This is a genomic window from Winogradskyella sp. A2 (assembly GCF_046762865.1).
In the GTDB taxonomy this organism is placed as follows: Bacteria; Bacteroidota; Bacteroidia; order Flavobacteriales; family Flavobacteriaceae; genus Winogradskyella.
In genome coordinates, this window is the sequence record NZ_JBKQXM010000004.1 from 256,204 (window position 1) to 280,840 (window position 24,637).

The following is a 24,637-nucleotide window of genomic DNA, read 5'->3' on the forward strand; positions in this document are numbered from 1 at the left end:
AAAGTAATACTAAATGTGTAATTGCGCAATATTAGGAGGTGGTTTTGTTCTTTTTAAATACTGATTTAATGCCTTGCCAATCAATAAAATATTGAAGACGAACGGATAACGTATGCTGAACAGGTTGCTCAAACAATAGGTCTAAACTTTCGCTAAAATTATCGTTGACATTTTCATCATTACTAAAAAGTTGATTTCTATATAAAATTGTTAAGAAACTACCTTGTACAAATTGCCATGAGTAGCTTAAGTCAATATTCCAAGTACTAAAATTAATATTAGGATTATTACTTACATTATCTAAGTTGTATCCAGATGCTTTAGTAAGTCTTCCATTGTCTAGTAAAGTAAATAAATCGTAATCATAGATTACGGTATCCCAATAGTGCCTAAATACTAACCCAAGTGAATGAAAAGGATCAAAATTATAATTACCACGGAGTGAGTTGATAACCCGTTGTCTATTCCGTTCCCCAAAAATTGGTTCACTATTTTCACGTGTGGCATAGCCGCGATCACCATTTCTGAAATTAAAGTTTAAACTGTAAACCAATAATAGTTGATCGTTAACGCGTACCCTAGGCTGAAATTCAAAATCATAAGTAAATAAGTCCCTGCCGTCTTCAAAAAGTGTACCCATATTGGCTCTTATATCGACTGCAAATACCCTATTATAATTTGTAGATATATTTCCACCGAGACTCACAGCATTCTCAAAGATAAAAGGTCTACCGTCTCTAGATTCAAAAAAATCGTACTGTTTACCAGGCTCGACATTTAATCGGAAACCGTATGAGTCTAATCCTTTACGGGTTGTAGCTCTGTAACGACCTCCAAAATTGAATCTTGAAAATGTACTTGGATCAACCAAGCGCCTGTAATTTATAAAACCGTTAATCCTGTAACTATTTAAACGGCCTTGAGGTTCAAAAATCTGATAGGATGCATCAGCACCAAAATCATTGCGATTGTTCCTTAGGTTGAGCCCCATGTCATTAATATCGAATTTCGTATCTGCATATTGGTGGTCAAAACCATAACGGAAATTACCACCAACTTTCCTAAATCTGAACAAACTACTAAAGCCTGTTTCCAAATCTTCATTTTGATCATTAACATTACTCATTCTTAGCTCTGTATCAACACGATACGTATTATTTTTGTTTACGAGATTTGCTACCAATGCGGTTGCATTGGCGTCTCTAAACTCACCAGAGCGTGTTACATTGGTATTTATAAGACTTACAGCCGAGTTCCCTCCAAATTGCTGATCTACTACTAAAATATTGTAATTTGCTAATGGCTCAACAACCTCCTCACGTTGTTCTCCAGTGTTGGTATCCGTAATAGTTGCATATGTTTTTTCGGTAATAGCATTTAAAAATCCTACACCTAAACCTTTTTTTGTTCTACCAGATAATTTTACAGCATTGAGGACATTGACTTCATCTGGCTTATTTATGATTTCATTATCGTTTAGGTCGACATCTCCTGTTGGATCATTTCCAATCCTTCTGGAGAAAAAGAGTCCGCCCTTTGAGAATAAATCAACCCCTTCTGTAAAAAACTGTCGTTGTTCTTGAAATGTTTGTTCAAAAGGACCAAGATTGAGTACAATATTATCAAACCCTGCCTGACTAAAGTCAGGTATTAGAGTAGCATCAAGTGTAAAATTGTCCGTTATCCCATACTTCACATCCATTCCAAAGCGCAATTCAGATGTGGTTTCTCCATTAAATTCGTCTAGTATTGCAGTTGAGAAAGGGTATAGATTAAGACGTACAGGAGGCTGGATATCATTTAGCCCTAAAAGCTCACCATGGTATAATCCTTCAGTCCCTTTTGTTGGGTCTATTGGATTCCAACTATAATTTGAACGTTCTCTTCTGTAGTTGCGACGAAATTGTATACCCCAAACGGGGTTTTCTTGTTCTGGAAAGCGCAAGGTTCTATAGGGAATCTCAATTTCGACGATCCATCCATCATCAACAATTTGAACAGCGCTGCGCCATACTGCATTCCAGCTTCTATCTGTACCAATACTTGGATTTGCTATAGCATCTGCCTGTTGGCCAGAGCTAAACACTGTAAATTGAGTATCGTTTTGAGAATCGTTATTGGGATTTAACACAACCATAAAAAAATCAGACTGTGCAAAATTATCTCTTGCTGTTAGCTGACTCATCATTTTTTCAGGATCGTCATAGAGATATGCACCTACATAAATAGCTCTATCGTCGTAGGATATTTTTACTTCAGTACGTTCGTCTTGAGAACGAGTATTACCAATACCAGGTTCAAATTCAACAAAGCCAGTAGCAAAATCTGCGTTTCGCCAAGCCGTATCATTAAGTTTCCCATCAATTTTTGGTGCTTTCTCAGCACGTAAAATGTTTAGCTTCTTCTTGTCTTGACTATTGACTGTTCCAACAACAAATATCAAGAAAGAAAGTAAAAGTAATGACCGTTTTGGTAGAATGAAGCGTAGCAATGACTGTTGTTTTTAAAAATAATTGGTAAATATTTGGATTAACGCTGCAAAGCTACATTTACTAATATCTATCTGCTCTTAATTTAAAGTTAAAAAGGTTTAATGGATGTTAACAAAAAACAATGTGTTTTTGACAGTGACATTATGTTTGGAATACTTATTGCACTATTTGTGAAAAATGAACAATATAAATAAATGAATAAATACAAAATATTAACCTTAAGCCTTTTATTTGATGCATTAGGTTATGTATCATTAGTTTTTCCTCCTTTTGATTTTATTTGGGCGCCGTTGTCGGCCTACCTGATGACTAAGCTTTACAAAGGAAGAGAGGGGAAGATAGCTGCAATAATATCATTCGTTGAAGAAGCATTACCATTCTTAGATGTAGTGCCTACCTTTAGCTTAATGTGGTTATATACCTATGTTTTAAAATCAAGTACAGTTACCAATAAAGCATAAAAAAAAGCGCTCAAATGAGCGCTTTTTTTAAGTGGAATAATAATTTCTAATTTACATCATAAGTAAATGTAGCTTCAATATCCGTTTCTCCTCCAGCACCAATAGCTGTACCATCATTTGGTTTAGTGGGTTCGTGCTTTAAAACTACCGTTAAAGTATTTCCAGTTGCGGCATCACCAGAGGCTAAAGTAATACTTAATCCTACTGGATTTCCATTCATGTCACTATCGTTATAATTTATTGTAGTACCAGAAGCACCATTAAAGCTATAAAAGACTTGATGTTCTTCTTCTTCAGCCTGTACTTCAGCAGTTATATTATCTGCAGGAGATTCTAATTCGTTTAAAAATACAATTGAACCACCATATGTAGTGTTGGCCGTTAATGAACCGCTTACAGTAACTACAGGAGCATTTGGACCATCACCATCTGCATCACGAGATTGGAACAAAATTGGTGTTCCTCCTCCAACAGCTTGAAGGCTTAAAGTCATGGTTGTAATTACCTCTTCTTCATTTACTGGTGCAGGATCATCATCATCACTACAAGCGGTAAAAAGTCCGATACTTAAAAATAAAATTAAAAGGTGTTTTATCGTTTTCATAATATTTATTTATTGAGTTTCTGTTAATAATTTATTTGTAATTGTAATGTAATATTTCTTCCTAAGTCATCAGCAAAATAACGTAGTCTGCTTAAATATGCTCTATAGCTAGTGTTAAGTAAATTGTTTACACTTAGACCAATGTTTAAATTGGTTTTTTCACTTAAATCAAAAGTTATATCACTATAAAAATGTAATAAATGATAACCTGGTGGCGGAGTGCTAATATCTACCAATACAGTTTCATCTATGGTTGGGATGTAGGTTTCAAAATTAAAGTCTGGATAATTGGTTTGTTCAAAAACCCATTCTGAGGTTAAACTTGCAGAGAAATTGTTCCAATCTTCATTATTATATGTAACGGTATTGATTGTATTAAAAGCCGGAATATCGATTAAATCTATATCTAAACTCAAGTCATTTCCTTTGATATAAGCGGTTTTATTCTGCCATTCAATATTTTGATTAAAACGGTACTCCATAGTTAAATCAATACCGTACAACTCTGCTTGTGTTTGTTGAAATTCCCAAACTGGAAAGGCACCTCTAATAGTCTGTTCAATACCAGAAGGTCTCAAATACATAAAATCCTTTATTCTATTGTAAAAAGTTTCTACCAACAAATTGAAATCTGAATGTTCAAAATTATAACTCAAAGCTATTCTATTTGATATTTCTTGGTCTAACCTTAAATCGCCCAACTCAATTCTTGCAGCAGAGTGGTGTAATCCATCACTGAATAATTCTGAAGGGTTAGGAGGTCTGCTGGATAAACTATAGTTACCAATTAGGTAACTTGATTCATTCAAATCATATTTAATGCCTGCCGAAGCTGATATATTATGATAATTAAAAACTGGGTTAGTTAATAATTGCGTACCCAAATCATCTATAACAATATCTTCGAAATCTTCATCGTAACCACGTTCTTCCCAACGTGTCGTTTGATAAAACTTCTTAGCATCAATTCTATTGAAATCATATCTAATACCAGCATCTATAGTTGTTTTATCACCTAATATTAATTCTGCGGTAGCATATATGCCAAAATCGTACTTGTCATAATCAGGAATTAATCTTCTTACTCCAGTGTCTGGATTAGCAAAATTGTTTTGATATCTTCCCATCAATCCAAAATTTACCTTTCGACTTAAATCCGAATCTAAATTTACATCTGCTAAAACTGTATGAGTTTGAAGATTTAAATCTAAAGCAGGTTTGTTTTTGTCATCTCCGACTCGGACATCAAACTCAAAACGTTGATTGTTCTGGTAGTCGTACTGTAAATTTAACTTCCCAAAATTTTTGAAACGTTTATAATACAAGGCCTTAACTAAATGATGAGTCACTTCTTGCTTTGGAGCGTTTATATCATAGCTAAAGTCTTCAATTACTTGTGGTTCCTGCGAATTTATTGCATTTACTAAATCGGCAATATTTCCAATATGAGATGATCTCAAGATGCCAATTTCATTATATAAATAACTGTAAAATACTTCAAAACCTGTTTCAAAAGATTTCTTTCCACCTTGAACTGTTATACCATTAGATTTTAAACCTGTATTAGTTAACATATAATCAGGTGCTTCAAAATCTCCATTTTGCTTTATAGATCCTTGAATGTTAGCGTACCAACCTGAAGCAAAAGACTTATTTAATTCGGTATTAATATTTAGTCCTCTACCATTATTTTGTCCTCCAACGATGGTTTTACCATAAATTGAATCCACAATAATATTACGTTGAGGATTTACGACTATCACACCTCCAACTGCATCACCACCATAAGCTAAGGCTCCAGAACCCTTAATTACTGATATTTGACCGGCACTGTTAATATCAATATTTGGAGCATGTTCTATTCCCCATTCTTGATCTTGAAGTCTAACATTGTTATTAAGAATTAGTAGTCTGCTTCCATACATTCCATTTACCATTGGTTTAACAATGGTATTACCAGTATTGATAGACGAAACTCCAGGAACTTCCTTTAGTGCGTCACCAATACTCAAATTAGAATATTTCTTAAGTATATTAGACTTTATAACAGTCTCTTGTGCTGTTTTTGTCTCTTTTTTTTCAATTGTTGTTTTTACAGAAACTTCATTTAGCTCTTCTATGTGATGTTCTAATTCAATATTCTGAAACATGTCTCCAACAATATTAAAATTCATTGTTTTTGTTTCACAACCAATATGAGAAATAATAAGGGTAAGCTTACCATTACAAAGGTTTTCAATCTTAAATTTACCATTCTCATCAGATGTCGTGTATTTATTTAAATTTTTAATAAATATTGTTGCACCCACAAGAGGCGTATTATCATGAAAATCTTTTAATTCTCCTAAAAATACGGCATCGCATTTTTGGGCAAAACTAAATGTACACAAAGTAAATAGTACTACAAGAATATAGTATTTCATCAAAGAAACAATTGAATTGTTGAGACAAAGCCTCTCTAGGCATTGTATTTTAGACTAGTGATTTAATTTTGATTGATTACACTAAACTAGGTGGACCTCTTAAGTACGAAGTATCTTGCTGATGTGTTCTTAAAAATATATAATAAGACAGATTTGACTTATTGTAAATTAGGTGGTCCGACTCTTGCGAAGGCAAAAAAGACACATATAAATCATTGTTAAGCTTAAACTTGTAAAACTCACAATCTAGGTCAGATTGGTGAAAATGTGTTGAATGATCTACATCATCGGTGCAAACAAAATGTTCATGATGATTATATGCATGGGATAGCTTTACTGCTGACGGCAATAATACAGCACAAACCAACACTATAGCTAGTGTTTTAAAAATTACCGTTATTAAAGTTTTTTTATTCAATCTATAAAGCGTCTTAATCCTAAACGTCTAAGCATTTTCTTTTCAAATTCCCAGAAAAATTTAAACTGGCCAAAAAGCCACCCGAATGTAACTAAAAGAATTTGATAAAATACGAGCCCAATAATAATAAATAATATCCAGTATAAGATAGGGTTTAAGTTTTCTTTAGTAATTCCTAAAAGTTTGATAATGGGTCTACCAACGAAGACAGATGAGCTTCCTGTAATTGCAAATACTATAAAAACACGTATCATTTCCCATTTGTAGTCTAATATCCATTTCTTTTCTAGTTTTTTAAACAGAAGAAGTGTAATCTTTAATAGAAAATAAGAAATGAAACCAGTTGAAAATATTATAATAACAATATTATAATGCGCAAGGAAAGTATTCGCTATTTTGTAAGCTGAATAGACTAAACCAATTAAACCAAGAAAAGGAAATAACAACTGCCAATTTTGTTGAATCTCCCATTTCTCTTTAAATTTCTTCATAATTCAATTTTGCCGTGCAAAATTACATCAAATTCTAGGAACAAACGAAGTCAGCCGCTGATTATATTTTAATTGAAAATAGATGAAATAATTATAAAGTAAATAATTGACTTCATACCCATAATCAGTATGTACATCATAATCTATACTTAACTCATATAAATTTGGATCGTAAACTTGTGGTTGCATATTTCTCTGGTTCCAAGCTTGTACAAAGAGAATATTTCTACCTTCAAAAAATTGTTGTGAATGAAAACCACGAGGTCTTGCAGTACTTATTAACCATCGATTAAATCCAGGTTCAATAATTATAATTTCATAATCAGTTTCATCACTGCTTATAGAAATAGTATCACTTTTAACTAATGAATCTTTAGAGTCGTGATCTATTACTTGACTTGTATTGTATGAGCTACAACTTGCAATTAATGCAATAATTACAACAAATGGTAGTAACTTTTTCATAGTATTTAAAGGTATTAAAATTTAATATTATTTTTTAGTATTTAACACCGTAAAAGAAGTAATTCTTATTCTAAGGGGCAATAAGTAATTAGTGTATAAGAATTATTACTGAGTGAACAGTAGGTTTTGACAAGTATCGAAAATAAAAAAACAGCTCCAAAGGAACTGTTTTAATGTTTATTATTATAAGTGAGTATTTATTTTCCAAAAAGACCTCCAAGTAAACCTCCAAGGCCACCTTTTTTCTTGCTACCACCTAAAACCATTCCTGCAACATCATCAATAATGCTTCCGTCGCCATCAGCATCTAATATACTTTCTAAAAAGCTTTGTTCGTTACTAGTTTTATTTCCACCAAGCATACCACCAAGCATACCGGTTAATTGGTTTTCCGAACTAACATTATTTTGACGAGCTTGCTTTCCTAATACTCCCATTAAAATCGGAGCTGCTACTTTTAATATGTCACCTACAGAGCCAGCATCTATTCCTGCTTTTTGTCCAATGACTTGTTGAACTCCTTGTTGCTTACTACCAAGTACATGACCAAGAATTTTAGCACCATCGACTTTTACATTATCATCAACTCCACCACCAAATAAACCACCAAGGTTGTCTAAAATACTTCCATCGTGTTTACTGTTTAAGGCTCCCATAAGTCCTTGTGCTCCTTGTGGAGTAGAAGCGTTACGCTCCATTGCTTTCATTAAAACAGGTAGAGCCATTGTTAAAACGCTACTTGTCTTGTTTTGATCATTTCCTGTAGAACCTGAAACACCATTGATAATAGTTTTTCCTAGGTCGCTACTTAATAAGTCTAAAATTCCTGACATTGTTATATTTTTTTTCAATTAATAATTTGACTTGAAGGTACAAAAAAAGTCCCAACATAATATTAGGACTCATTAGTTGTGAAAAAGTCACATATAATCAGAAATTATCCTAAGATATTGATAATTTGATCGGCTAATTCTACACCAATTCTATCTTGTGCTTCATTTGTAGCTGCACCTGTATGAGGTGTTAAAGACAATGAAGCATTCATTAATAGCTGCACCTCAGGTTGTGGTTCTTTTTCAAACACGTCCAGTGCTGCACGTGCTACTTTGCCACTTTCAATTGCCTTTACTAATGCCACTTCATTAACTACACCACCGCGAGCAGCATTTGCTATAATTACACCGTCTTTCATTTGGTTAAAATCCGCTTCATCAATAACATAATCTTTTTGTGCAGGTACGTGCAAGGTTATAAAATCTGCTTGTTTTAAAACGTCTTCTTTAGTGATAGTCTTAATATCAAAACTTACCTTTTGTCCATCAAAAAAATCAAGTTCTAAATTCACTTCTTCAATAAACGGATCGAACGCCACAACTTTCATTCCGGCACCTAAACCTATTTTAGCAGTTGCCTGACCAATACGTCCAAAACCAATGACGCCAAGGGTTTTGCCTTTTAGTTCTTTACCTTTAGCATAGGCCTTTTTTAAGCTCTTGAAATTCTTGTCTCCTTCAAGAGGCATATCACGGTTAGAATTGTGTAAATATCTAGCCAATCCATAGAAGTGTCCAAAAACTAATTCTGCAACTGAATGTGAAGATGCTGCAGGTGTATTTATAACGTGTTTACCTTTTTCTCGAGCGTATTCTACGTCTATGTTATCCATACCAACACCGCCACGACCAATAATCTTGAGATTTGGGCAATTGTCAATGATATCCTTTCTAACCTTGGTAGCACTGCGTACTAATAAGACAGTTATATCATTTTCATTTATATAATTCTGTAGTTGCTCTTGTGCAACTGTAGTTGTAATCACTTCATAACCAGCAGATTCTAAGGCAGAAATTCCGCTTTGAGAAACACCATCATTTGCTAATACTTTCATTATAATTTTATCTTTAATTTATTTGATTAAGCTTTTCGCTCTAATTCGCTCATTACTTCAACTAAGGCTTTAACACTATCTAATGTTAAGGCATTATACATTGATGCTCTATAGCCACCAACACTTCTATGTCCATTTAAGCCGTTAATACCCGCTTCCTTCCACATAGCGTCAAATGTTTCTTTTAAATTCTCATTTTCTAGAGTGAAAGTTGCATTCATTATTGAACGGTCTTCTTTAACTGCATATCCTTTAAATAATGGATTTAGGTCAATTTCAGAATATATTAATCTTGATTTTTTGTCATTTTCCTCTTCAATGGCCTTTATGCCACCTAAATCTTTTAACCATTGCATTGTTAGCATAGAAACATAAACTGCAAACACGGGAGGTGTATTAAACATACTTCCTTTGCCAATATGAATTTTGTAATCCATCATAGAAGGTATTTTACGAGAGACTTTGCCTAAAACATCTTCTTTTACAATAACTAAAGTTGTACCTGCTGGCCCCATATTTTTCTGAGCTCCAGCATAAATAATATCAAATTGTGTATAATCTAGCTGTCGTGAAAAGATATCACTACTCATATCACATACCATTGGTATGGGAGAGTTAGGGAAATTCTTCATCTGTGTGCCGAAAATTGTGTTGTTAGACGTACAGTGGAAGTAATCATAATCTTCCGGAATATCATATCCTTTTGGAATATAATTGTATCCAGCACTTTTTGAAGAAGCAACTTCATAAATATCATCATAAATCTTTGCTTCCTTAATTGCTTTATCTGACCAAGTACCCGTATTTAAATAACCAGCTCTTTTTTCTAATAGATTTAAAGCAACCATTAAAAATTGAGTGCTGGCGCCACCTTGAAGAAATAAAGCCTTGTAGCCTTTACCTTCTAATCCTAATAATTCTAGAGCAAGAGATCTTGCCTTTTCCATTACATCAACAAAAGGTTTACTTCTATGAGATATTTCTATTAGAGACAAACCATCGTCAAAGTTAACAACAGCTTCCGCTGCTTTTTCCATTACAGACTTTGGTAATACACAAGGGCCTGCACTAAAATTATGTTTTTTCATGATATTATTTTTAGACGTACAAAAATGCTAATTAATTGACTAAAAAGCATTACGAAATTGATAATTTTTAGGCTATCTTTTTAACAGGAATTCAACAGTATCAATATTGTCCGCATAATCCCACAATTGTGGGTTTTGAGTTTCCCCAAAACCTATTTTGTTTTCAATATCTCCGTTAGTTACAATACACTGAATATTGTCACTATCTGCAACCAATTTTTCCTTTAGTTGCTTTGTGTTTTCATAATGTTCATAGAAGACCGTTGCAATTGGTGAGGCATAGCTCTTGTCTTCTTTGAGCATTAAGAAACCGTTTTCTAGCATATCGAATTCGCTCATTAAATACACGGCTTTGTTATAGTCGTAATTATTGGCGTACTTAGCTTTATGAATAATAGGATGCCATTTATACACGGCATTAAAAAATGCGTCGAAGTTATAGTCTTTTGGTACGAATAGTTTGGATACATTTCTACAGCCCAATCCATAATATCTAAAGATATCATCAGAAAGTCCTTCTAATTCTAATTTGGATTCTTTACCAGTTAACACTGCGACAGAGTTTCTGTTTTGTCTTATGATTGAAGGCTTGTCTTTAAAATAATATTCAAAATAGCGTGCCGTGTTATTGCTACCTGTGGCAATAACCGTATCAAATTCTTCTAATTTATCTTCAGTAAATTTTATTTTTCCTTTAAACTTTGGTTGTACAGTTTCTAAATATTTGGCAATAAAGGGCAAAAGATGCTTATCGTTTGAAGATTGCTTTACTAAAACATTATGACCAGATAACAACACACAAATAAAGTCGTGAAATCCAACTAAAGGGATATTGCCAGCCATAATAATTGCTATAGTTTGCTCATTTACATTATTAAAGTTATACTTTTCTAACCAGGTATTAATATTACTTATAGTCAATGCTTTAGACCAATTTTCTATAGCGTAAACAATGTTTTCTTTTGTAAACCAACCATTATTTTCTTCGGCTATTTTTATTTGGTGCTTAAAACCATCAAAGAACATATCGTTAGCTTCTATTTGGTCATCTTTTTTAAAGTCTTGGTTTTTGAATTGACTTAAAAAGGTCCCTAATTTTGCGAAAGCGTTAATTCTTTGTTGTAAATCCATCTAGTGTTTGGTAAAATGTCTTTTTGGCTTTATTTTTGCACCTTCAAAATTAAGGAAAAGAAAAAAGATTATGGCAATTATAATTACTGACGAATGTATTAATTGTGGAGCCTGCGAACCAGAATGCCCAAATACTGCCATTTACGAAGGCGCTGATGATTGGAGATATTCAGACGGTACTAGCTTAAAAGGAAATGTAGTATTACCAAGTGGTAAAGAAGTAGATGCAGATGAAACGCAAGAACCAATTAGTGACGAGCTCTACTATATAGCACCAGATAAATGTACAGAATGCATGGGCTTCCATGAAGAACCACAATGTGCAGCAGTATGTCCTGTAGATTGTTGTGTGCCAGATGAAGATGTTGTAGAGACTGAAGAGCAACTGCTAGGTAAGCAACGATTTATGCATTCAGAAGACTAATGCAAAATATAAATACACAAACTTAAATCCTGAATGACTATTCAGGATTTTTTTATTCTTAAAAGATTAATTTGTAACTTTTTAAAAAATATATGCAATGAATAAGGATAATAGTTTAGCTAAGGGAATTGCTTTTGGAATTGCAATTGGCGTTGCAATTGGAATTGCTACTGATAATTTGGCTATCTGGATAGGTGTTGGAGTTGCCCTTGGTGCTGGGATTGGTAAAGCATTGAAAAGGAAAAATGACGAAAAAGACAATAAATCTTGATAATATAAGTATTCATATAGATCGCAAATTTGAATGATTATACATTTTTAAATTAATATTATTACCTAGAATAAACTAATCGATAAAAGTCAACATAATATATCTTATTGATATTCAATTAAATAATTACTATATTTATCAATATCTTAATAAAATTTATCAAAATATCGTCGTGAGCGAACCTTAATAAATTTTTGATAGTTATTCATTCAAATTGTAAAATTATGAAGAAAGAAATTTATCAAATAATATTGTTCCTGCTCCCAAATCGATTTAAACCACATCTTCAAAAACTTAAACTTGGTTATCAGTTAACAAATTATGAATCTTCTTATCTAGTGCAAACTGGATTTATAGAATCGACTTTAAACTATGACTTAAAGAATCAGTTAGGAGAATATATTCCATGGATGAATTATCCTGTTATTGAGTTTTTAAATAAAAGAATTCATAACAAGCTAGTTGTTTTTGAATATGGCTCAGGTGCCTCCACGATGTTTTTTGCAAAAAGAGCCAAAAAGATAATTTCTATTGAATACGATAAGGATTGGTATAAAAAGATTAAAAAAGAATTGTTCAAAAAAATTAGTAATGGCCAAATACACTATCATGAACTAAATGATTCTTATCCAAGAGCAATAGATTATCATTTAAATGATCAGAAATGTGACGTAGTAGTTATTGACGGCAGAAAAAGAGTAAAATGCGCTAAAAGAGCGTTTAATTATTTATCAGATATAGGTGTAGTAATTTTCGATGATACTTATAGAAAATGTTATAAAGAAGGTATAGATTTTTATAAAAAGAAGGGTTTCAGGTCTATAATTTTTAAAGGAATTAAGCCTACGGGGTTTGGAACTGATCAAACTACTATACTCTACCGTGATAATAATTGTCTTGGTATATAGAAATTAGAAATTGAAGGTGACTGACAATCCATTATAAGAGATATCGTTATTAATGCCTACCGCACCTCTATAAAGTTGAACTTTTGCTTTCTTATTATGTTGTGAAGCTTTGTTGAATAATACAAAACTGGTTATACTCATTCCTGCTCCAAGATAAACCAACGGCATTCCGTTTTTACAATCACTAAGCAGACATTCATCAATATTAATAGCCGCACCACCTGCGATCATTCCAACTCCACCGGCTAATGCTAACCATCCTGCAGTTGCGTTTTTTTTCTTTTTGGCCATATGGAAATCATATAGTTCTTGAGGTGTTTGTTTTACCTCATCATTTAGCTCTTGTCCATTAGATTGATTTATTAATCCCCATGAGATTAACAATAGAATAAATATCTTTTTCATAACTAAAAACTTAAATCTTCTGTAAATTATCTTTTTAGTAGGATAATGGAAATGATATATATCAGTAATTAATTACATTTGCACTCGCAAAATAATTAATACATGAAAGCTGGAATTGTAGGATTACCAAACGTTGGAAAATCAACCTTATTTAACTGTCTATCTAATGCCAAAGCGCAAAGTGCAAATTTTCCATTTTGTACCATAGAACCAAACATAGGAGTTGTTAATGTACCGGATCCAAGGTTATCTAAATTAGAAGAGTTGGTCAACCCAGAAAAAGTTGTGCCTGCCACTGTAGAAATAGTTGATATCGCAGGTTTGGTTAAAGGTGCAAGTAAAGGAGAAGGCTTAGGTAACCAGTTTTTAGCAAATATTAGAGAGACGGATGCAATTCTTCATGTGTTACGTTGTTTTGATAACGATAACATTGTGCACGTAGATGGTTCTATTGACCCTATTAGAGATAAAGAAACCATTGATATGGAATTGCAGTTGAAGGATCTAGAAACAGCAGAGAAAAAGCTTGATAAAGTAAAGCGTGCAGCAAAAACTGGTAATAAGGAAGCTCAAGCAGAAGAAGCTGTACTATTAAAAATCAAAGAAAAGTTAGAATCTGGTATATCTGTTAGAGCTATTGAATTTTCGGATGAAGATTATGAAGAATATGTAAAGCCATTACAATTTATTACGGATAAACCTGTAATGTATGTTTGCAATGTAGATGAAGCTTCAGCTACAACAGGAAATGCTTATGTGGATAAGGTTTCTGAGGCAGTAAAAGATGAAAGTGCAGAAGTTTTGGTATTAGCTGTGGGAACTGAAGCAGATATTAATGAATTAGATGATTATGAAGAACGTCAAATGTTTTTGGCAGATATTGGTTTAGATGAACCAGGTTCAGCAAAATTAATACGTTCAGCATATAAGTTATTAAACCAGCAAACTTACTTTACGGCTGGTGTTAAAGAAGTTAGAGCCTGGACCGTAACAATAGGAGCAACAGCTCCACAAGCTGCAGGAGTTATTCATACCGATTTTGAAAAAGGATTTATTAGGGCAGAAGTTATCTCTTATAATGATTATGTGCATTATGGGAGTGAGGCAAAGGTCAAAGAAGCCGGAAAAATGCGAGTAGAGGGTAAGAATTACATTGTAAAAGATGGTGATGTCATGCATTTCTTGTTTAATGTTTAAAATAGCAATCAGACTTTTTTAAATAGCGGTCAATGTTCTCAACAACATTGACCTTTTTATTGTTAATTACTTTAGTAAATCCGTATTTCATTTTATGAGGTATAGTATTATATTAGCGTTCTATCAAAAATTTTCGTCCTAAGATCTATGGCAGCACAGTCTAACTACACTGAAGAAAATATTCGTTCACTCGATTGGAAGGAGCATATCAGAATGAGACCTGGAATGTATATCGGTAAATTAGGTGACGGATCTTCACCAGATGATGGTATCTATATACTACTCAAAGAGGTATTAGACAACTCTATTGATGAGTTTGTCATGGGTGCTGGTAAAACTATTGAAATTTCTATTCAAGGTGAACGTGTTACTGTAAGGGATTATGGTCGTGGAATTCCACTAGGGAAAGTTGTTGACGTTGTGTCAAAAATGAATACTGGTGGTAAGTATGATACTAAAGCCTTTAAAAAGTCGGTTGGATTAAATGGAGTTGGTACAAAAGCAGTGAATGCCTTATCTACCTATTTTAGAGTAGAATCCACTCGAGACAACAAATCGGCTTCCGCTGAGTTTGAACAAGGAAATCTTACTAATCAGGAATTACTTGAAGAGACCTCTCGCAGAAAGGGAACAAAAGTTTCTTTTGTGCCAGATGTTGGTATTTTCAAGAATTATAAATACAGAAGTGAATACGTAGCTAAAATGCTTAAAAACTACGTATACCTTAATCCTGGTCTTACCATTGTTTTTAATGGTGAAAAGTTCTATTCCGAAAATGGTCTTAAAGATTTATTATCTGAAAATATTTCAGATTCAGATTTACTGTATCCCATTATACATCTTAGAGGAAACGATATTGAAGTTGCCATTACACACAGCAAAACGCAGTATAGTGAAGAATATCATTCCTTTGTTAATGGGCAAAATACCACACAAGGAGGTACACACTTATTAGCATTTAGAGAGTCAATAGTAAAAACTGTTAGAGAGTACTACGGTAAAAACTACGATGCTTCAGATATAAGAAAGTCGGTGGTTGCTGCCATTGCTATTAAAGTAATGGAACCTGTATTTGAGAGTCAGACTAAAACGAAGTTAGGGTCAACTGATATGGGTGGCGATTTACCAACTGTAAGAACTTATATTAATGATTTTGTAAAACGTAATTTAGATAATTACTTCCATAAGAATCCAGACACGGCAGAGAAGATTCAAAGGAAAATTCTTCAGGCAGAACGTGAGCGTAAGGAATTATCAGGAATAAGAAAATTAGCTAAAGAGCGGGCTAAAAAAGCAAGTCTGCATAATAAAAAACTGAGAGATTGCCGTGTGCATTTTGGTGACACAAAGAATGAAAGAAACTTAGAGACTACATTATTTATAACCGAAGGAGATTCAGCTTCAGGTAGTATTACAAAATCAAGGGATGTTAATACTCAAGCCGTTTTTAGTTTAAAAGGTAAGCCTTTAAATTCCTATGGTTTAAGTAAAAAAATTGTGTATGAAAATGAGGAATTCAATTTACTTCAAGCTGCACTCAATATTGAAGAATCAATCGAAGAATTGCGATATAACAATATTGTAATTGCTACTGATGCTGATGTTGACGGTATGCATATTAGATTGTTATTAATTACATTCTTTTTACAATTTTTTCCTGAGTTGATTAAGGAAGGACATTTATATATATTGCAGACACCTCTTTTTAGAGTAAGAAATAAGAAAGAAACAATTTATTGCTACAGTGAAGAAGAGCGAAGAAATGCATTAGAAAAACTAAAACCGAAACCAGAAATAACTCGATTTAAAGGATTAGGTGAAATATCTCCAGACGAATTTAAACATTTCATTGGTGAGGATATACGCTTAGATCCAGTGATGTTAGATAAGGATATGTCAATTGAGGAGCTCTTATCATTTTACATGGGCAAAAATACCCCTACAAGACAAGAATTCATAATAGAAAACCTTAAGGTTGAATTAGACGTAGTAGAAGAATAAAATTCCATTATAAAGTTGTGAAGTAAGACTTATGTCAGAAGAAAACGAAGAATTAGATAATATTAGTAACGAACAAAATCAAGAGCCTCAAGAAACCATAACCAGGGTGACTGGTATGTATAAGGATTGGTTCCTAGACTATGCTTCTTATGTAATATTAGAGCGTGCTGTACCTGCTATTGAAGATGGTTTTAAACCTGTGCAGCGTCGCATAATGCACTCAATGAAAGACCTAGATGATGGCCGTTATAATAAAGTAGCGAATATTGTAGGTCATACAATGCAGTACCATCCTCATGGTGATGCTAGTATTGCTGATGCAATGGTGCAAATAGGTCAAAAAGATTTATTAATTGATACCCAAGGAAACTGGGGAAATATATTAACAGGCGATAGAGCAGCGGCTTCTCGTTATATTGAAGCTAGACTTTCTAAGTTTGCTTTAGATGTTGTATATAACCCTAAAATTACTGAATGGCAGGCGTCTTATGATGGCAGACGCAAAGAACCGATAAATCTTCCAGTAATGTTTCCACTGTTATTAGCACAAGGTGGTGAGGGTATTGCAGTAGGTTTATCAACTAAGATATTGCCACATAATTTTTTAGAACTAATAGATGCTTCTATAAAACACTTAAAAGGGAAGCGCTTTACAATTTTACCAGATTTTCCAACAGCTGGAATTGCTGATTTCACAAATTATAATGACGGTTTGCGAGGTGGTAAAGTTCGTGTAAGAGCTAAGATTTCGCAACGTGACAAAAATAGTTTGGTAATAACCGAAATACCTTTTGCAACAACAACATCCTCGCTAATAGATTCTATATTAAAGGCCAACGACAAGGGTAAGATTAAGATTAAGAAGATTGAGGACAATACTGCGGCTGAAGTTGAAATTGTTATCCACTTACCATCTGGTCTCTCACCAGATAAAACCATAGATGCCTTATATGCGTTTACAAATTGTGAATCTTCAATTTCACCATTAGGTTGTGTGATTGAAGACAACAAACCATTTTTTGTTGGGGTTTCAGAAATGTTACGTCGATCGACAGATAATACCGTTCAGCTTTTAAAACAAGAATTAGAAATAAAACTTGGTGAGTTTGAAGAGCAATGGCATTTTGCCTCACTAGAACGAATTTTTATTGAGAATAGAATTTATCGTGATATTGAGGAAGAGGAAACATGGGAAGGTGTTATTAGTGCGATAGACAAGGGGTTAAAACCTCATGTAAAGCATTTAAAACGAGCAGTAACTGAAGAAGATATTGTACGTTTAACAGAGATACGAATTAAGCGTATTTCTAAGTTTGATATTGATAAAGCGCAACAAAAAATAGATGCTTTAGAAGATCAGATCGCTGAGGTAAAGCATCATTTAGCAAACCTTATTGATTATGCTATCGCTTATTTTGAAAGACTTAAGAAGGATTATGGAGAGGGTAAAGAGCGTAAAACTGAAATACGGATCTTTGAAGATGTAGATGCTACCAAGGTTGTGATTAGAAACACCAAACTCTACGTTAATAGGGAGGAAGGCTTTGTGGGAACATCCTTAAGACGGGATGAATATGTTTGTGATTGTAGTGATATAGATGATATCATTGTGTTTACCAAAGAAGGTAAAATGATGGTGACCAAAGTAGATTCAAAAACGTTTATTGGTAAAAATATAATTCATGTTGCTGTTTTCAAGAAAAAGGATAAACGTACCATTTATAATATGATTTATCGTGATGGTAAAGGAGGTCCTTCATATGTTAAACGATTTGCGGTTACTAGCATGACTAGAGATAGAGAATATGATTTGACAAATGGAAGTAAAAATTCTGTAGTTTGGTATTTCTCAGCAAATCCTAATGGAGAAGCAGAAGTTGTAACCGTAATGCTTAGACAAGTAGGAAGTATTAAAAAACTAAAATGGGATCTAGATTTTGCGGATATAATTATTAAAGGAAGAGCTTCTAAGGGAAATCAGGTGACCAAATATTCTATTAAACGAATAGAACTTAAGGAAAAAGGCGTTTCCACTTTAAAACCTCGTAAGATATGGTTTGATGATACTGTTCAACGCTTAAATGTAGATGGTAGAGGCGAGCTAATAGGTGAATTTAGAGGAGAGGATCGTTTATTGATTATTACTCAATCTGGAATAGTGAAAACAATTATCCCTGAAATGACGACTCATTTTGATAGCGATATGATTGTGCTGGAAAAATGGATTCCAAAAAAACCAATATCAGCAATTTATTACGATGGTCAGAAGGAACGTTATTATGTTAAACGTTTTTTAATTGAAAACGAAGGAAAGGAAGAGTCTTTTATTTCAGATCACGCAAATTCCCAATTAGAAATTGTCTCAACAGATTGGAAACCAATGGCTGAAATTGAGTTTACTAAGGAGCGCGGTAAGGAGAGAAAGCCAAATATGGAGGTTAATCTTGAAGATTTTATTTCAGTAAAAGGAATAAATGCACTTGGAAATCAATTAACTAAGGACAAAATAAATCAAATCAATTTATTAGATCCATTGCCATATGAGGCTCCAGAAGAAATCCATGCAGATGAATTGGAAGTGGTTGATGAAGAAATGGTAGCACCAGAAGAAAAGCCTGAAACCGCAGAACAACCCACCAGTTCAGAAACGGATGAAGCAGATTCTAAGGAAGATCCGGAAATAGATGACAAAGGTCAGGCGTCATTGTTTTAAAAGGTTCAACCCTTATTTTTTGTTGTTCTGTAATTTAAAAATTCTACAAAAAGAGAGAAGGCAATAGCAAAGTAAAGGTAACCTTTAGGTATGGCACCTACTGTAGTGTCAAAGAATTCTGTATGAGATAAGTGAGCTGCTTCTGTTATTAACATAAATCCGATAAGAATTAAAAATGCTAATCCTAATACTTGCATACTCGGGTGCTTATCTATGAATTTACGTATTGGATTTGCAAACCCTATCATTACAAAAATAGAAATCACAACTGCGATTACCATTAGTACTAAGGTGTAATTATGATTGGGGTGTAAGCCATTGGTCATTCCAACCGCAGTAAGTATAGAGTCTACTGAGAATATAAAATCAATAATTAGTATTTGTGTAATTGCCTGAGATAGCGATTTAATTACCTTAGCACGGACACCTTCCTCATCATGACTTGGTGTTTCAACTTTTTCTCTAATCTCTGATGTACTCTTATAAATCAAAAACAAACCACCTGCAAATAAAATAAGGGCTTGCCAGCTGATAGCCATTTTGAGCCATTCATTCTCTAAAGTATAAAATGGTTCACTTAAACCAATTAAAAACGAAACGAAAAAAAGGAGCACAATTCTTTGCACCATAGCTAGGATAAGGCCAATATTGGTTGCCTTAGCTCGTTGGTGTTCAGGGAGTTTATTAGCAGCAATAGAAATAAAAACTATATTGTCTATTCCAAGAATAATTTCAAGAAAGGTCAATGTTAAAAGGGCCATTATAGCATCTGATGTAAGGAGGAATTCTAACATGTTCTTATTCTATTTTTTTTGCGATTCCCTTTTCAACACGTTGTGGTCTATTAGGCTTTTTTACTGCCAATTTATACTCAAATGTATATGAACTGTCTGTTGTTGTTAAGATTTTCATATGAATTGCGTCTTTATCAGCATTTGATTTTGGGTTTAATTTCTTTAAAATAAACTCACAATCATTTATCCATCTTACAGAAGATGTATCTATCACACCCTCATAATAGTCAATATTATACTCGTCAGTTCTAAGAAATTGACCTGTTTTTTCAACACCATCAATTATATATTTAAATTCAAATTTACCCGTTTTATAGTCAGTACAGTCTCTTTTAAGGTCATAACAACCAATTAACAAAACAGAGATTAATAGAAATTGTATTTTTTTCATCTTAAATACAAAAGTACTAAATAGGTAATGTATTATTAAGGATTATAGCTTTTGAATGTACCATCCTTATAAAAAATAACTATTTTCTCAATTTTTTGATCAACACTTTCTTCTTTTTCTGTATTACCTTCTATACTGGTATTATTATTAAATGTTTTAGTTACATTTTTAGTAATGTTCTTTGGGAAATTTCCTTTTCCATTCATTAACCAATAAAGTTCAACATCAGGATAGGTGTGTAGTAATTTCATAACAAAGTCTAAACTTGGTTTATTTCTACCCGAAAGAATATGAGATATACTTGATCTTTGAACTCCAATTTTCTCAGCAAAACTCGATGCCGTTTCATCATGGAAATCAATGATTTTTTGTAATCGATTTGTAAATTCTCTATTGTTTATCATTGTAAACAAGGATTGTTACTATTATAACGTTACAAATGTAAACAATTGTATTCTGTATATACTCTTTAAACTTAATATTTTTATTATAACATTAAACTATAACTTTACTAAAATATCATATAATATTGATAATAAATAAACTACAACTATATAAGTAAACTCTTTGCATTATTTTCAATTGTAGTTTATTAAAAGGCAAGCGAATCTGTAAATGTTGTTTAGTAATGTAAAATTTATCAAATTTTGTAAGTTTACAAATGTAAATTATTAAAAGATTACATTTGTTATTGTCAATTTAGATAAATGAACTTTAATCAATTAAACGAGGAATATTCTAGTATAAAAGAGCCTTCGCTTTTTGGCCGATATATTACCAATAGTAATATTGAAAAATGTATTGAAAAGCTAGATAAAGCCAAGGTGGCTATAATTGGTTATTCGGTCGAAAAAAAACCTATATATGCATTCATATATGGATCTGGTTCTAAAAAGATTTTGTTGTGGTCTCAGATGCATGGTAATGAATCTACAACAACTAAAGCTTTATTTGATTGTTTCAATGTTTTTGAATTAGATACTGATCTCTCAAGAACCATACTTGAAAGTTGTACTTTGTATATTATACCTATTCTTAATCCTGATGGAGCTGAGGTATATACACGTGTTAATGCAAATGATATTGATTTAAACAGAGATGCTCAATATTTATCACAACCAGAAAGTAAAGTATTAAGATCTGTCTTTGATGAATTCAAACCCGATTATTGTTTTAATCTCCATGGTCAACGTACAATTTTTGGAGTTGGCTACTCTGGTAAATCCGCTTCAATGTCCTTTCTTTCACCATCTCAGGATAAAGAACGAACTGTGACCGTAAACAGGAAGGTTGCAATGTCTATAATTTCAGATTTAAATAAAACAATGCAAGAAGTAATCCCGAATTCTGTTGGACGATATGATGATGGATTTAATCTTAATTGCGTGGGTGATATGTTTCAGAGTTTAGGAGTACCAACGATATTATATGAAGCAGGTCATATTGATGGAGACTATAATAGAGAGGAAATCCGGAAGGTTGTTTTTATTGCACTTCTGAAAGGATTATCAGTAATATCTAATGGAATTATAGACTCAAACTCCCATGAATATTTTGAAATCCCTGAAAACACAAAATCATTTTATGATATTATTATTAGAAATGCCAAAACAGAAACTAATGCTAAAGAATTAGTTGACATTGCAATTCAGTACAAAGAAATTCTTATAAATGGCTCAATAACTTTTAAGCCTAATATTGCTTCTATTTCAAATTTAGAGAAATATTACGGACATAAAGAATATGATGTTCAGGGTAAAATCGTAAAATCTGATCAAAAAATTCCTCTAAAAGTATCTTGCGAAATCGATTTCGTTCTTATAAAAAATGAGAAAATATCACTAAAACCATAAACTAATTCAATTTAAATGATTATTTGTCAATAAAAATACTCTATTTTTGCATATAGTTTAAAGAATTTATAATTATGGCAAAGTTTAAGTTAGACGAAATTGACCACCAAATCCTAGATATGTTAATAGACAATACCCGTATACCATTTACGGATATTGCAAAGAAATTATTGATTTCGGCAGGCACAGTGCATGTACGAGTGAAGAAAATGGAAGAAGCGGGTATTATTAAAGGTTCATCATTGACTTTAGATTATAAAAAATTGGGTTACTCATTTATTGCTTATGTCGGTGTCTTTTTACAGAACACATCACAAACAAAGTTTGTTTTAGAAAGAATAGAAAGTATTCCTTTCGTTACTGTAGCTCATATTACAACTGGAAAGTTTAATATCTTCTGTAAGATTAGAGCCAAAGATACCATGCATGCTAAGGAGATTATCTTTATGCTAGATGACATTGAAGGTGTCTATAGAACAGAAACTATGATTTCATTAGAAGAGAGCATTAATGACAAAAAACGATTGATGCACACTATTTTTAATGAATTATAAAAATTAAATTGAAACAAATTGAACCCTTGGTTATTTATACTGAGGGTTTTTTTATTTATAATTATGATTTCTAAAACGCTAAATTCCGAAGAATTCATTCCTTATTACAGCCAGTATATTGATAAAACAACGGATATAAATATCGTTCAGGCTTTGCAAGACAATTTACAGTCAGTTGTAAAATATTTTGAAAGTGTTCCGATTGAAAAGCAAGGTTATGCATACGCTAAAAATAAATGGAGTATTAAGGATATTTTACTCCATCTTATAGATACAGAGCGTATTTTTTGTTACCGAGCTCTACGTATAACAAGAAATGATAAGACTCCATTGGTTGGGTTTGACCAAGATGAATACGTTGTGCATGGTAAGGCTAATAACCGAACTATGGATAGCTTAATAGAAGAATATATATCAGTTCGAAATAGTACAATTACACTTTTTTCAAATATAGATTCTGAAGCCATTAAATTAATGGGCGAGGCAAGTGGTTCAAAAATTTCGGTTAGAGCAATTGGTTATATAATAACTGGACATGAAAATCATCATATTTCAATTATTACAGAACGATATTTATAGATTGTTATAATAATTGAATGCTTCATAAATAACATCATTACTTACCTCACAGTCAATTTTTGGTTTGCCAATTGCATCTAACAATACAAATTTTACTTTGCCATGGCTATTCTTTTTGTCATGCTTTAATAACCTAATAATAACTTCTAGATCTTGCTCGTTTATTTGAACCTTCTGAAATGATTTTAATATTCCATCAGAAATATTCTTTAATTCATTTAATGTCAATGCACATACTTTAGCAGATAGGTAAGCTTCTAGTAACATACCAATAGCAATTGCTTCACCATGAAGTAAGGGAGTTTTGTCTGCATTTTGTAAAAAGTAACTTTCTATAGCATGACCTAAAGTATGTCCAAAGTTTAATATTTTTCTTAGCCCTTTTTCAGTGGGATCCTCTGAGACAATGTTATTTTTAATAACCACTGAATCGTAAATAAGCTGATCTAAATCTGAAATGTCTAGTTCCTCCAGCTGTGTCAAAGTATCCCAATAGTTCTTATCGGTTATTAAACCGTGTTTAATCATCTCCGCATAACCAGAAACCATATGATTTTGGGGTAGGGTATCTAGAAATGAAGTATCGATTAATACCATACTCCCTTCACTAATAACACCTATTTGATTTTTAAGAGAACCTAAATCCACTCCAGTTTTACCACCAACAGATGCATCAACCATAGCTAACAGGGAAGTAGGAACATTTATATAATCAATGCCTCTCATGTAGGTACTCGCTACAAATCCACCAAGATCAGTAACAACTCCACCTCCCAAATTAATCATTAAGCTTTTACGATCTGCGTGGTATTCAGATAGTGCTTCCCAGACACCTAAACAAATATCAATAGTCTTGTGATCTTCACCTTCAGGCATTTCCATAACTTCAACCACAATATCATTAGATTCTAGGTTCGATAAAAATTTGGGCAAACAATACTCATGAGTGTTTGTATCAACAAGAATAAAAATACTGGATGGATTCGTAACTTTTATATGATTATTTAACTCTGAATAGACATTAGAATTAAAATGGATAATTGCACCTTTAGTTTGGATAGATTTCATTTTGAAAATGACTCAATT

At 32.8% G+C, this 24,637-nt stretch carries 25 protein-coding genes; 10 read left to right on the forward strand and 15 right to left on the reverse strand.

All coding sequences use genetic code 11. From position 1 onward, the window contains the following. Nucleotides 1-31: 31 nt before the first annotated feature. On the reverse strand, nt 32-2,491 hold the full coding sequence (locus ACFWV9_RS09725; protein WP_411895017.1) for a DUF5916 domain-containing protein: 2,460 nt from the start codon (nt 2,489-2,491) through the stop codon (nt 32-34). 195 nt (nt 2,492-2,686) lie between these two features. Here ACFWV9_RS09725 and ACFWV9_RS09730 point away from each other — a divergent pair, with 195 nt between their 5' ends. Further along, nucleotides 2,687-2,953, forward strand: coding sequence for a hypothetical protein (locus ACFWV9_RS09730; RefSeq protein ID WP_411895018.1), 267 nt, complete (start codon nt 2,687-2,689; stop codon nt 2,951-2,953). A gap of 46 nt (nt 2,954-2,999) precedes the next feature. Here the strand turns inward: ACFWV9_RS09730 and ACFWV9_RS09735 are convergent, their stop codons facing one another. The 9 genes from ACFWV9_RS09735 to ACFWV9_RS09775 form a co-directional block, all read right to left on the reverse strand. Next, on the reverse strand, nt 3,000-3,557 hold the full coding sequence (locus ACFWV9_RS09735; protein WP_411895019.1) for a type 1 periplasmic binding fold superfamily protein: 558 nt from the start codon (nt 3,555-3,557) through the stop codon (nt 3,000-3,002). A gap of 23 nt (nt 3,558-3,580) precedes the next feature. After that, entirely contained in the window at nt 3,581-5,980 is a 2,400-nt protein-coding gene (locus tag ACFWV9_RS09740) for a TonB-dependent receptor (protein ID WP_411895020.1), read from the reverse strand. 76 nt (nt 5,981-6,056) lie between these two features. After that, nucleotides 6,057-6,398: a hypothetical protein gene (locus ACFWV9_RS09745; protein WP_411895021.1), complete on the reverse strand. Its 342-nt coding sequence runs from the start codon at nt 6,396-6,398 to the stop codon at nt 6,057-6,059. After that, on the reverse strand, nt 6,395-6,889 hold the full coding sequence (locus ACFWV9_RS09750) for a DUF6787 family protein (protein WP_411895022.1): 495 nt from the start codon (nt 6,887-6,889) through the stop codon (nt 6,395-6,397). The genes ACFWV9_RS09745 and ACFWV9_RS09750 overlap by 4 nt, the downstream gene beginning before the upstream one ends. A 27-nt stretch (nt 6,890-6,916) precedes the next feature. Next, nucleotides 6,917-7,354, reverse strand: coding sequence for a DUF6146 family protein (locus ACFWV9_RS09755; protein WP_411895023.1), 438 nt, complete (start codon nt 7,352-7,354; stop codon nt 6,917-6,919). A gap of 197 nt (nt 7,355-7,551) precedes the next feature. After that, a complete protein-coding gene (locus tag ACFWV9_RS09760; protein ID WP_411895024.1) occupies nt 7,552-8,187 on the reverse strand; it encodes a DUF937 domain-containing protein in 636 nt (211 codons plus the stop codon). A gap of 104 nt (nt 8,188-8,291) precedes the next feature. Continuing rightward, nucleotides 8,292-9,242, reverse strand: coding sequence for a D-2-hydroxyacid dehydrogenase (locus ACFWV9_RS09765; protein WP_411895025.1), 951 nt, complete (start codon nt 9,240-9,242; stop codon nt 8,292-8,294). 26 nt (nt 9,243-9,268) lie between these two features. Beyond that, nucleotides 9,269-10,330 (reverse strand): 3-phosphoserine/phosphohydroxythreonine transaminase, encoded by a 1,062-nt coding sequence (gene serC / locus ACFWV9_RS09770; RefSeq protein ID WP_411895026.1) that lies wholly within the window; start codon nt 10,328-10,330, stop codon nt 9,269-9,271. Nucleotides 10,331-10,402: 72 nt separating this feature from the next. Continuing rightward, nucleotides 10,403-11,461 carry an acyl-CoA reductase gene (locus tag ACFWV9_RS09775; RefSeq protein WP_411895027.1) on the reverse strand — a complete coding sequence of 353 codons (1,059 nt, stop codon included), beginning with the start codon at nt 11,459-11,461 and terminating at the stop codon, nt 10,403-10,405. Between the two features lie 70 nt (nt 11,462-11,531). Here ACFWV9_RS09775 and ACFWV9_RS09780 point away from each other — a divergent pair, with 70 nt between their 5' ends. The 3 genes from ACFWV9_RS09780 (at nt 11,532) to ACFWV9_RS09790 (ending at nt 13,064) form a co-directional block, all read left to right on the forward strand. Beyond that, nucleotides 11,532-11,885 carry a 4Fe-4S dicluster domain-containing protein gene (locus ACFWV9_RS09780; RefSeq protein WP_411895028.1) on the forward strand — a complete coding sequence of 118 codons (354 nt, stop codon included), beginning with the start codon at nt 11,532-11,534 and terminating at the stop codon, nt 11,883-11,885. 97 nt (nt 11,886-11,982) lie between these two features. Next, on the forward strand, nt 11,983-12,156 hold the full coding sequence (locus ACFWV9_RS09785) for a hypothetical protein (protein ID WP_411895029.1): 174 nt from the start codon (nt 11,983-11,985) through the stop codon (nt 12,154-12,156). A gap of 224 nt (nt 12,157-12,380) precedes the next feature. Continuing rightward, complete coding sequence (locus ACFWV9_RS09790; protein ID WP_411895030.1) at nt 12,381-13,064, forward strand: hypothetical protein; 684 nt, start codon at nt 12,381-12,383, stop codon at nt 13,062-13,064. 3 nt (nt 13,065-13,067) lie between these two features. Here ACFWV9_RS09790 and ACFWV9_RS09795 read toward each other — a convergent pair whose 3' ends face one another. Further along, the gene (locus ACFWV9_RS09795; RefSeq protein WP_411895031.1) at nt 13,068-13,469 is read right to left on the reverse strand and encodes a hypothetical protein; all 402 of its coding nucleotides are present in this window, start codon (nt 13,467-13,469) and stop codon (nt 13,068-13,070) included. 102 nt (nt 13,470-13,571) lie between these two features. On the opposite strand from ACFWV9_RS09795, the gene ychF reads away from it, so the two are divergent. The 3 genes from ychF to ACFWV9_RS09810 all read left to right on the forward strand — a co-directional run bounded on the left by ychF (nt 13,572) and on the right by ACFWV9_RS09810 (nt 19,380). Beyond that, the gene (gene ychF / locus ACFWV9_RS09800; protein ID WP_411895032.1) at nt 13,572-14,666 is read left to right on the forward strand and encodes a redox-regulated ATPase YchF; all 1,095 of its coding nucleotides are present in this window, start codon (nt 13,572-13,574) and stop codon (nt 14,664-14,666) included. Nucleotides 14,667-14,813: 147 nt separating this feature from the next. Next, the gene (locus ACFWV9_RS09805) at nt 14,814-16,667 is read left to right on the forward strand and encodes a DNA topoisomerase IV subunit B (protein ID WP_411895033.1); all 1,854 of its coding nucleotides are present in this window, start codon (nt 14,814-14,816) and stop codon (nt 16,665-16,667) included. A 31-nt stretch (nt 16,668-16,698) separates the two neighbouring features. Then, nucleotides 16,699-19,380, forward strand: coding sequence for a DNA gyrase/topoisomerase IV subunit A (locus tag ACFWV9_RS09810; protein WP_411895034.1), 2,682 nt, complete (start codon nt 16,699-16,701; stop codon nt 19,378-19,380). A gap of 5 nt (nt 19,381-19,385) precedes the next feature. Here the strand turns inward: ACFWV9_RS09810 and ACFWV9_RS09815 are convergent, their stop codons facing one another. Genes ACFWV9_RS09815 through ACFWV9_RS09825 form a run of 3 tightly spaced genes read right to left on the reverse strand, consistent with a single transcriptional unit; the run spans nt 19,386 to nt 20,969 of the window. Next, a complete protein-coding gene (locus tag ACFWV9_RS09815) occupies nt 19,386-20,174 on the reverse strand; it encodes a TerC family protein (protein ID WP_411895035.1) in 789 nt (262 codons plus the stop codon). Between the two features lie 4 nt (nt 20,175-20,178). Then, nucleotides 20,179-20,565 (reverse strand): hypothetical protein, encoded by a 387-nt coding sequence (locus tag ACFWV9_RS09820; protein ID WP_411895036.1) that lies wholly within the window; start codon nt 20,563-20,565, stop codon nt 20,179-20,181. A 35-nt stretch (nt 20,566-20,600) separates the two neighbouring features. After that, nucleotides 20,601-20,969 carry a helix-turn-helix domain-containing protein gene (locus ACFWV9_RS09825; RefSeq protein WP_411895037.1) on the reverse strand — a complete coding sequence of 123 codons (369 nt, stop codon included), beginning with the start codon at nt 20,967-20,969 and terminating at the stop codon, nt 20,601-20,603. Nucleotides 20,970-21,272: 303 nt separating this feature from the next. Here ACFWV9_RS09825 and ACFWV9_RS09830 point away from each other — a divergent pair, with 303 nt between their 5' ends. From ACFWV9_RS09830 to ACFWV9_RS09840, 3 genes are all read left to right on the forward strand, one after another. Next, nucleotides 21,273-22,418, forward strand: coding sequence for a M14 family zinc carboxypeptidase (locus ACFWV9_RS09830; protein ID WP_411895038.1), 1,146 nt, complete (start codon nt 21,273-21,275; stop codon nt 22,416-22,418). 74 nt (nt 22,419-22,492) lie between these two features. Continuing rightward, the gene (locus ACFWV9_RS09835; RefSeq protein ID WP_411895039.1) at nt 22,493-22,972 is read left to right on the forward strand and encodes an Lrp/AsnC family transcriptional regulator; all 480 of its coding nucleotides are present in this window, start codon (nt 22,493-22,495) and stop codon (nt 22,970-22,972) included. Between the two features lie 63 nt (nt 22,973-23,035). Further along, nucleotides 23,036-23,551 (forward strand): DinB family protein, encoded by a 516-nt coding sequence (locus ACFWV9_RS09840; protein WP_411895040.1) that lies wholly within the window; start codon nt 23,036-23,038, stop codon nt 23,549-23,551. Here ACFWV9_RS09840 and aroB read toward each other — a convergent pair. Continuing rightward, nucleotides 23,546-24,619 (reverse strand): 3-dehydroquinate synthase, encoded by a 1,074-nt coding sequence (aroB, locus tag ACFWV9_RS09845; protein ID WP_411895041.1) that lies wholly within the window; start codon nt 24,617-24,619, stop codon nt 23,546-23,548. The two genes, ACFWV9_RS09840 and aroB, sit on opposite strands and share 6 nt — an antisense overlap. Nucleotides 24,620-24,637: the final 18 nt, after the last annotated feature.